This is a genomic window from Stenotrophomonas sp. STEN029, from assembly GCF_056760015.1.
The window spans coordinates 1-9,855 of record NZ_JBRREC010000130.1; the positions used below are offsets into that span (position 1 = coordinate 1).

The 9,855-nt window shown below is 63.8% G+C and carries 8 protein-coding genes; 3 read left to right on the top strand and 5 right to left on the bottom strand.

All coding sequences use genetic code 11. The features are described from left to right. Positions 1-119 precede the first annotated feature (119 nt). Positions 120-941: a posphoenolpyruvate synthetase regulatory kinase/phosphorylase PpsR gene (gene ppsR / locus ACVOLI_RS19385; RefSeq protein WP_282272415.1), complete on the bottom strand. Its 822-nt coding sequence runs from the start codon at positions 939-941 to the stop codon at positions 120-122. 197 nt (positions 942-1,138) lie between these two features. Between ppsR and ppsA the strand changes: the two genes are divergently transcribed. Continuing rightward, positions 1,139-3,514: a phosphoenolpyruvate synthase gene (ppsA, locus tag ACVOLI_RS19390; protein ID WP_481615629.1), complete on the top strand. Its 2,376-nt coding sequence runs from the start codon at positions 1,139-1,141 to the stop codon at positions 3,512-3,514. A 378-nt stretch (positions 3,515-3,892) separates the two neighbouring features. Here the strand turns inward: ppsA and ACVOLI_RS19395 are convergent, their stop codons facing one another. From ACVOLI_RS19395 to ACVOLI_RS19410, 4 genes are all read right to left on the bottom strand, one after another. Further along, complete coding sequence (locus tag ACVOLI_RS19395) at positions 3,893-6,163, bottom strand: thiamine pyrophosphate-dependent enzyme (protein WP_481615630.1); 2,271 nt, start codon at positions 6,161-6,163, stop codon at positions 3,893-3,895. 59 nt (positions 6,164-6,222) lie between these two features. Continuing rightward, positions 6,223-6,825: a glutathione S-transferase family protein gene (locus ACVOLI_RS19400; protein WP_481615634.1), complete on the bottom strand. Its 603-nt coding sequence runs from the start codon at positions 6,823-6,825 to the stop codon at positions 6,223-6,225. 117 nt (positions 6,826-6,942) lie between these two features. Beyond that, complete coding sequence (locus ACVOLI_RS19405; protein ID WP_481615631.1) at positions 6,943-7,479, bottom strand: GNAT family N-acetyltransferase; 537 nt, start codon at positions 7,477-7,479, stop codon at positions 6,943-6,945. Between the two features lie 281 nt (positions 7,480-7,760). After that, positions 7,761-8,594, bottom strand: coding sequence for a glycine zipper 2TM domain-containing protein (locus tag ACVOLI_RS19410; protein ID WP_481615632.1), 834 nt, complete (start codon positions 8,592-8,594; stop codon positions 7,761-7,763). A 175-nt stretch (positions 8,595-8,769) separates the two neighbouring features. Between ACVOLI_RS19410 and ACVOLI_RS19415 the strand changes: the two genes are divergently transcribed. After that, the gene (locus ACVOLI_RS19415; RefSeq protein WP_062166057.1) at positions 8,770-8,991 is read left to right on the top strand and encodes a DUF6116 family protein; all 222 of its coding nucleotides are present in this window, start codon (positions 8,770-8,772) and stop codon (positions 8,989-8,991) included. 3 nt (positions 8,992-8,994) lie between these two features. Continuing rightward, positions 8,995-9,756, top strand: a complete 762-nt coding sequence (locus ACVOLI_RS19420) for a TatD family hydrolase (protein ID WP_481615633.1) — start codon at positions 8,995-8,997, stop codon at positions 9,754-9,756. Positions 9,757-9,855 lie beyond the last annotated feature (99 nt).

Genomic DNA, 9,855 nt, shown 5'->3' on the forward strand with positions numbered 1-9,855 from the left:
CTGTATTACTACTCCTCCCCGCCTTGCGGACCGTGTCCGGTGGTCTGTCGTGTTGGCGGGCGCGCCCGGCCGGCGCCGGGGCCCCCCCACTACCGTTGGTTGTTCCAGCGCCCTTTGGCTTAGAACATCTCCCGCTGCAGGCTCAATGTACTCAGCACTTTGCTGGAGATCTCTTCGATCGAGGTGTGGGTGGTGCTCAGGGTCGGGATCCGCTCCATGCGGAACATGGTCTCGGCGGCGGTGACTTCGCGCTTGCAGGTCTCGAAGCTGGCATAGCGCGAATTGGGACGGCGCTCCTGGCGGATCTGCTGCAGTCGCTCGGGGTCGATGGTCAGCCCGAACAGCTTGTTGCGGTACGGACGCAGGCGTGGCGGCAGGCGATCCTGCTCCAGGTCTTCCTCGGTCAAGGGGTAATTGGCCGCACGAATACCGTAATGCAAAGCCAGGTAGATGCAGGTCGGGGTCTTCCCGGCACGCGATACGGCGACCAGCACCACGTCGGCCTCGTCGTAATTCACCGCGATGCCATCGTCGTGGCTCAGCGCAAAATTCATCGCGTTGATGCGGCGATGGTAGGTATCGAAATCCACCATGCCGTGCGCCTGGCCCACCTTGGAGTGCCTGGCTGCGCTCAGTTCCTGTTCCAGCGGCCCGATGAATGGGGCGAAGACATCCAGGACCAGGGCCCCGCTCTCTTCCAGGATCAAGCCGAGGCTGGAATCCACACAGGAACTGATCACGATCGGGCGCACCTGGTAGCGCTCCCCGGCGGCCCGGATACGCGCCGCCGCCTCGAGCGCCTTGTCGGCATCGTCGACGAATGACATGCGATCAGTAACGAAACTGAAGCCATTGAACTGAGTCAACAGGCTGTGGCCGACGGTCTCGGCAGTAATGCCGGTGCCGTCGGAAACATAGAAAACCGGCCGGATTGCCGTCATGAAAGCTCCCTTCAGAGTGTGATCCTGACCACGGGTCAAGCGTGATGGCCTAGCCTGTCCCGAAAAAGACAAGCACAAGACAAAGTATTGTCACAAGCTTGTGCGGCTTCGGTGTGCACTGCATCATATTGGCTTCTTCCTACGGACGTGGCCATCCCAAGCCCGCCACGGGCGATGGCCTCAACGGAGCATCGCGCTTGAACGAGAATATCCTGTGGTTGCATGAGCTGCGCTTGGCCGACCTGGCCCGCGTAGGTGGCAAGAACTCCTCACTCGGGGAGATGATCGGCAATCTTGCCGGTCTGGGGGTCTCCGTCCCCGGTGGTTACGCAACCACGTCCGAAGCGTTCAAGGACTTCATTGCCCACAACGACCTGTCCAAGCGCATTTTCGACAAGCTGGCCACGCTGGACGTGGAAGATGTCGCCGCCCTGACCGTTGCCGGCAAGGAAATCCGCGGCTGGGTGATCGATGCCCCGCTGCAGCCGCAGCTGGACAAAGACATCCGTGACGCCTACGCCAAGCTGAGCGCCGAGAATGGTGGCGGTGACATCGCCGTTGCCGTGCGCTCCTCGGCAACCGCCGAAGATCTGCCGGACGCTTCGTTTGCCGGCCAGCAGGAAACCTTCCTCAACGTGACCGGTGCCGACGACGTCGTGCACAAGGTCAAGGAAGTGTTCGCCTCGCTGTACAACGACCGCGCCATCGCCTACCGCGTCCACCACGGCTTCAAGCACGAAGACGTGTTCCTGTCCGCGGGCGTGCAGTTGATGGTGCGCTCGGGCGTCGGCTCTTCCGGCGTGCTGTTCACCCTGGACACCGAGTCCGGCTTCCGCGATGTGGTGTTCGTCACCTCTTCGGTCGGCCTGGGCGAAATGGTCGTGCAGGGCGCGGTCAATCCGGACGAGTTCTACGTCTACAAGCCCAGCCTGCATGCCGGCAAGCCGGCGATCCTGCGCCGCTCGCTGGGTTCCAAGGCGATCCGCATGGTCTATTCGGACGTCCCGGGCGAGCGCGTCAAGATCGAGGACACCCCGGTCGAAGTGCGCAATACCTTCTCGATCAGCGATGAGGACGTGCAGGAACTGTCCAAGCAGGCGCTGGTCATCGAAAAGCATTACGGCCGCCCGATGGACATCGAGTGGGCCAAGGACGGCGTCAGCGGCAAGCTGTTCATCGTCCAGGCGCGCCCGGAAACCGTGAAGTCGCGCGCCAAGGCCACCCAGATCGAGCGCTACGCGCTGCAGGAAAAGGGTGAAGTCATCGCCGAAGGCCGCGCCGTCGGCGCCAAGATCGGCGCTGGCGTGGCCCGCGTGGTCAAGTCGCTGGACGACATGGCCCGCGTGCAGCCGGGCGACGTGCTGATCGCCGACATGACCGACCCCGACTGGGAGCCGGTGATGAAGCGCGCGTCGGCCATCGTCACCAACCGTGGTGGCCGTACCTGCCACGCCGCGATCATCGCGCGTGAGCTGGGCGTACCGGCCGTGGTCGGCTCGGGCAATGCGACCCAGCTGATCCAGGACGGCCAGGAAGTGACCGTCAGCTGCGCTGAAGGCGACACCGGCTTCATCTACGCTGGCAAGCTGGCCTTCGACCGCAGCACCACCGATCTGGGCAACATGCCGCCGGCACCGTTGAAGATCATGATGAACGTGGCCAACCCGGAACGTGCCTTCGACTTCGGCCAGCTGCCGAACGCCGGCATCGGCCTGGCCCGCCTGGAAATGATCATCGCCAGCCACATCGGCATTCACCCGAATGCGCTGCTGGAATACGACCGCCAGGACGCTGCCACCAAGAAGAAGATCGACGAGAAGATTGCCGGCTACAAGGATCCGGTGAGCTTCTATGTTGACCGTCTGGCCGAGGGCATCGCCACCCTGACCGCGTCGGTCGCACCGAACCCGGTGATCGTGCGCCTGTCGGACTTCAAGTCCAACGAGTACGCCAACCTTATCGGCGGCAACAACTACGAGCCGCACGAAGAGAACCCGATGATCGGCTTCCGCGGCGCCAGCCGCTACGTCGACCCGAGCTTCTCCAAGGCCTTCGCGCTGGAGTGCCAGGCCGTGTTGCGCGTGCGCAACGAAATGGGCCTGGAGAACCTGTGGGTGATGATCCCATTCGTTCGCACCCTGGAAGAAGGCCGCAAGGTGGTGGAAGTGCTCGCCGCCAATGGCCTTAAGCAGGGCGAGAATGGCCTGAAGATCATCATGATGTGCGAGGTGCCGTCCAACGCGCTGCTCGCCGATGAGTTCCTGGAGATCTTCGACGGCTTCTCGATCGGCTCCAACGACCTGACCCAGCTGACCCTGGGCCTGGACCGCGATTCCTCGATCGTCGCGCACCTGTTTGACGAGCGTAACCTCGCGGTCAAGAAGCTGCTGTCGATGGCGATCAAGAGCGCACGTGCCAAGGGCAAGTACGTCGGCATCTGCGGTCAGGGCCCGTCCGATCACCCGGATCTGGCCGAGTGGCTGATGCAGGAAGGCATCGAGTCGGTGTCGTTGAACCCGGATACCGTGGTCGACACCTGGCTGCGCCTGGCCAAGCTGAAAGCCAATAGCTGATCTGGCTGTTGCTGCATGACGACAAAACCCCGCCTTGGCGGGGTTTTGTTTGTCTGCGAGGTGGCGATGGTGTTGGCCTTTTTGTGGGAGCGGCGTAAGCCGCGAGGCTCGCAGCTCCCGACAACCCTAAAAGCCAACCCCTCCCCTTGGCTACGCCAAAGGGAGGGAGCAGAGCCGCGAGGCTCGGAGCTCCTGACAACCCCAAAAGCCAACCCCTCCCCAACCCTCCCCTTGGCTGCGCCAAAGGGAGGGAGCAGAGCTGTAGGAGCGGCGTAAGCCGCGAAGCCACGGATCAGCCAGGTCGCAGGTATGTTGGTGAAGCTAAGCAATGTCAGCTTCGCGGCTGACGCCGCCCCGACAAGCAGTACTGCCGGCGGCTCACACCAACTCCGCCGCCGCAGCCACCACATCCGCATCACCCGGCAAAACCAACAGTGCCGCACCAGCCAACGGTGTATAGGTATCCACACCAGTCACCCGGCGCAGCGGCACCTGGCCATGGCCGGCTTCAACCAGGGCGGTGATCACGCCCTCGCCCACGCCGGCACTCTGGCGACCTTCGTCGAGCACGATGATGCGCTTCGCGCCCTTCGCCTGCCCGGCGATATAGCCGGCATTGAGCGGCACCAACCAGCGCAGATCGACCACCCGCACTTTCCAACCGTGCTGCTGCTCGATGGTCCTGGCAGCGCGCAGTGCCATTGGTACGCCGTTGCCGTAGCTGATGATCAGCAAGTCATCATTGCCTTCGCCGTAAACCCTGCCCTCGCCAAGCCTCAGTGCCTGATCCGGCGCCGGATACGGGAACAGCCATTGGCCATCGCCAGCGGCATGCAGATCCTTGGTCATGTACAGCGCGATCGGCTCCAGGAACACGCAGACCCGCCCGTCGACCTTGGCCAGCGCAGCAAGCGTGCGCAGCATTGCCGCGGCGTCATCGCCGCGCGATGGGCAACCAACCACCAGTCCCGGGATGTCGCGGATGGCAGCGATCGAGTTGTCGTTGTGGAAGTGCCCGCCAAAGCCTTTCTGATAGCCCAGCCCGGCGATGCGGATCAGCATCGGGTTGCGGTACTGGTCATTGGAGAAGAACTGCAGCGAGCAGGCCTCACCGCGCACCTGGTCGGCGGCGTTGTGCAGATAGGCCAGGTACTGGATTTCCGGCAGCGGCAGCATGCCCATGTTGGCGAATCCCTGGGCCATGCCCAGGATCATGGTCTCGTCGAGCAGGGTATTGAACACCCGACGCGGGCCGAATGCCTTCTGCAGTCCCTTGGTGACGGTATAGACGCCGCCCTTCTGCGCCACGTCCTCGCCGAACAGCAAGGTCTCGGGGTACTTGGCGAACAGATCGTGCAGCGCCTGGTTGATCTGCACTGCCAGATGTTTGGCCGGCTGGATCTCCGGCAAGCCAGCCTCGCTGCCGAACACCTGCAGGCGTCGTTCGCTGTAATCGGCGCGCGCCGCCTCAGACTGCACCTTGTCCGGCGTATACGGCGCCAGCGGCGCGATCACATCCTGCAGCGCGGTCAGGCGCGGGCGTTTGTCGGCATCTTCGGCGGCAGCGAAACAGCGCTGGCGAGTGTGTTCGTACAAGGCCAGCACTTCGGCCTTGTCCATCAGCCCGGACTCCACCGCAACCTGCGCCGAACGTAGCAGCGGATCGCCTGCTTCCACCGCGCACAACTCCTCCAGTGCGCGCCATTCGATCTCGAAATCGGTACCGGCATGGCCCATCAGCCGCGTGGTGCGCAGGTGCAGGAAGGTCGGCCGCCGCGTGCGTCGGCAGTGCTCGACCGCGCGCTGGACGTCGGCATAACCGTTGACCAGATCCAGACCATCGGCATGGAAGTAATCCAGCCCCGGGCGATGCCGGAAGCTCTCGGCGATCCAACCTTCCGGGGTCTTCACCGAGATGCCGATGCCGTTGTCCTCGCAGACGAACAGCACGGGCGCCGGCAGCTTCTGGAAGCTGCTCCACGCCGCTGCATTGAACGCAGTCTGGGCGGTGGCGTGATTGGCCGACGCATCGCCGAACGAACAGATGGTGATGCTGTCATCGGGAATCGGCAGGCCCTGCCCCAGTCGCTTGCCCGCTTCGATAGCCATCGCCGTGCCCAGCGCCTTGGGCAGGTGCGAAGCGATGGTCGACGTCTGCGGCAGCACCCACAACGGTTTGCTGCCCCACACTTTGTGACGGCCACCGCTGGCCGGATCGTCCTTGCTGGCTGCAAACGACAGCGCCGAATCCATCACCGGGTCCATGCCCGGCAGCTTGCGGAAGCGCTCGGCCATGAAGCCGCCGGAACGGTAATGCAGGAAGGCCGGATCGGTGTGCCTGGCGGCGCGCGCCACCATCGCATTGCCTTCGTGGCCGGAGGAGCCAATCGTGTAGAAGACCTTGTTCTGCACGCGCAGCACGCGTGCCATCAGGTCCAGATGGCGACTGATCAACTGCGACTCGAACAACTCACGGAAGCTCTGCGCATCCAGCGTGCTGCCTGGCAGTATGGGTGCGGCCGGCTGCGGCCCCCGCTCCGGGCCAGGCGGCAGCGCGCCGACGAATTCGATGAAATTGGTATCGCAGATCTCAGCGCGGTTCAAGCCCTTCATGCGGGCCGGGATGGGATTCGGTACACGAGCAAACATGCAGACAGACTCCACAGCAAACAGGTGAGACAACGGAATCAAGCATCAACAAGGAACGCTCAGCCAGCCAGTATCGGCATGAAGCCGGGCTGGGCCTGCACCGCCTGCAACCAGCGCTGGATCGCCGGATACGAGGACAGGGCAATGCCACCATCCTCGGCGACAGCGGTATACGCAAACAGCGCGATATCGGCCACGCCGTAGTCGGGGCCGGTGAACCAGGGATTGCCCTGCAGGTGGCGCTCCATCACTGCCAGCGCATCATGGCCGCGCTCACGCAGGCGCGGCAGTTCAGCGCGGCGCGGCGAATCGGTGGGCGTCCAGATGCTGATGAAACGCGCAACGGCGATGTAAGGCTCATGGCTGTATTGCTCGAAGAACATCCACGACAAGGCCTGCGCCCGCTGCCATCCATCACTTGGCAGATAAGGCGTGCCTTCGGCCAGCCAGAACAGGATGGCATTGGATTCGGTCAGTACCCGCCCATCGGCGCGCTGCACCAGCGGCACCTTCCCGTTGGGGTTGAGGGCGAGGAACTCCGGGGTGCGGGTCTGGCCTTCGGCGCTGTTGACCTCGACCCATTCATAGCGCGTCCCCATCTGCTCCAGCAGCAGCCGCACCTTGTGGCAGTTGCCCGACGTGGACATGCCATACACCCGCAACCCAGCACCCGAAAAACTCACTGATCCGCTCCCCGCTACCGAATGGCAGACGACAGCCTCCATCTGAACGGATCACAGGCATCGCGGTAAAGCTGCGACCGCAGCAAAGTGCTGCTCTCAGCGTTGCGACATCCACTTCTGGCGGGATTGGCCCCACACATCCACCTCGATATCGGCGGGCGCCGGCAAGCGCGCCTGCCGCAGCAAGGTGGCGCCCAGCTTTTGCGCCACCGCCACCGAACTGGTGTTGGCCGGCACGATGGTATGGATCACTTCCTGCCAACCCAGCGCATCGAACGCCCAGTCGGTGCTCGCCCGCGCTGCTTCCGGCGCATAACCACGGCCCCAGAATTCCGAAGCGATGCCCCAGCCCACTTCGGTGCCCGGCCAGCCATGCGGCTGCCACGGCCCGACCCGCCCGATCCAGCGTCCGCTGCTCTTTTCGATCACCGAGAACATCGAATACCCGAGCAGCTGCCAACTGCCGGTCAGCGCCGCCAGGCTGCGCCACGCGACCGAAGGTGGTTGCACTCCGCCGAGATGCTGCATGGTCCGGGGATCGGCGCAGAAGGTAGAGAAGGCCTCGAAGTCTTCGGCAGCCGGTGGTCGCAGCAGCAGGCGCTCGGTTTCCAGTCGCAGGTCGAAGACACTCATCGCGGTTCCTGTGTGCAGGTAAACAAGGACGTCGAGCTTGCGCCGGCCACCCCTGCCGGTCAAACCGCCGATACCCGGCTGGTAACTGTTTGTGGGAGCGGCGTAAGCCGCGAAGCTCACACTGTTCGCCCCCTAGAGCGGTATTCGCGCCGCCTGAAAGCGTGCGGGCTTCGCGGCTTACACCGCTCCCACAAAACAATAAAAAATCCGATGCCATAGGTCTGGCATCGGATTCTGGTTGACTCAACTGCTGAAGAAAGCAGGTTTACGACTTGCGATGCTTACTGCCGGCTGTCCGCCGGTGCCATCGCCGCAGTCTGCGTGACCAGCTGGCCGTCGATCACCGGCAGGCGATCACTGGCCGGCTTGTCCTGCATGCGCACGGTCTTTTCCGCGCCCTCATAGCGGTAGGTCACGTCGTAACCGATGGTCTGGTTGGCGTTGCCCAGCGACACGCGCTCACCCGGACGGCTGTCCATGCGCATCGTGCCGGTGCTGCCATCGGGCTTGCGGTAGCTGACGTTGTAGCCGGTGATACGGCTGGACTCGGCGGTGCGCTGTTCGGTGTGGCACTGGCGCTCGGTACGGTTGACCACACGACCACCGACGTGACGCTTGTCGACCTGGTTGCCGATCACGCCACCGGCAACGGCACCTGCCGCGGTAGCTGCCTTCTTGCCGTTACCGCCGCCAACCTGGTTGCCGAGCAGACCGCCGATCAGCGCACCGGCGACCGTACCGCCAACATTGCCGTCACGCTCGGGCAGGCGCTCCTGCACCACCACGTCCTCGCAGACTTCGTGCGGGGTGCTGGTGGTGGAGGTTTCGCGGATCGGATCGCTGCCGGTGACCGTGCCATAGACGCGTTCCTTCTGGGTCACCGGAGCGACCTTGAGCACGTCGGCGTACTGCAACTGCGGTTCGGCCGGCGTCTCCACCTTGCCGGTGACGGCGGCGTCGTCCACCAATGGCGAGTTGTCCAGCACCGGGCGTGCGCCCTCAACCAGCGGGGCAGTGCTGGCCTTGTCGCGGCCCTGCATGAAGGCGGCGGTGGCGATGCCACCTACCAGCAACGCGCCGGCGGCAACCAAAACGGTCGTGGTTGTGCTCTTCATGATCTGTCTCCGTGCGGCTGCCCGCGTGTGTGTTGGGAGGATTCCAGCATGGATAAGCTGAACAGAGGCCAGTATTTCTGTCAGCTCCCTATCGAAATCATTCAACTCGTCGCAATATTCAGGCTGCTGGGCCTGATCTACGGGACAGTCTGAACCCTTTTCATCTGGATACGCCATGTCGAGCATGATGTTGTCGCCGTTTCTGGAATGGGCACGCAAACTGCGCTACCCCACCCTGTTCAAGCTGACCGGTGCGCTGTTCGTCATCAGCATGCTGCTGCCCGACCCGATTCCGTTTGTCGATGAGATCCTGTTTGGCCTGAGCACCTTGCTGCTCGCCAACTGGAAGCGACGCAAGGACCCGGCCGAGCCGCCGATACTGCCGGGCAAGCGCTGAGCCGTGCAGCTGATCGACAGCCACTGCCATCTGGATGCAGCTGAATTCGACATTGACCGCAAGGCGGTGATCGCCCGTGCCCGTGCAAGCGGCGTGGGTGTGCAGATCGTGCCGGCGGTGACCGCAGCCAGTTGGCCCAAACTGCGCGAGGTGTGCGCAGCGGATGCAGGCCTGCATCCGGCCTACGGCCTGCACCCGATGTTCCTGCCGGAGCACCGTGCCGAACACCTGCAGCAGCTGCGCGACTGGGTGGAACGCGAGTCACCCTGTGCCATCGGTGAATGCGGGCTGGACTTCTTCGTCGACGATCTCGATCCGGAAGCACAGCGCCTGTATTTCCAGGGCCAACTGGAACTGGCACGGGACGCCCAGCTGCCACTGATCGTGCATGCGCGCCGCGCCCTGGATGAGGTAATCCTGCGCATCCGCCGCGTTGGCGGACTCAGCGGCGTGGTGCATAGCTTTTCCGGCAGTCCGGAGCAGGCCAGGCAGCTATGGGACCTGGGCTTCATGATCGGCCTTGGCGGCCCCATCACCTACACCCGCGCCAATCGTTTGCGCGGGCTGGTGACGCAGATGCCGTTGGAGTTTCTGTTATTGGAAACCGATGCTCCGGATCAGCCGGATGCAGGTATCCGCGGCCAACGCAACGAGCCCGCGCGGTTACGGCAGATCCTCGACACGGTCGCTGAGCTGCGGCAGCAGTCTGCGGCGGATATCGCAGTGCAGACCACCGCCAACGCAAAGCGGTTGTTCGGGTTATAGGTCCGATTGTGGGAGCGGGGGGGGGCCCCCCCCCCCCCGCAGGGGGGAATGTAAAAAAAAAGGGGGAGGGAAAAAGGTAAGCCTAGGCGGGGGGGGGCG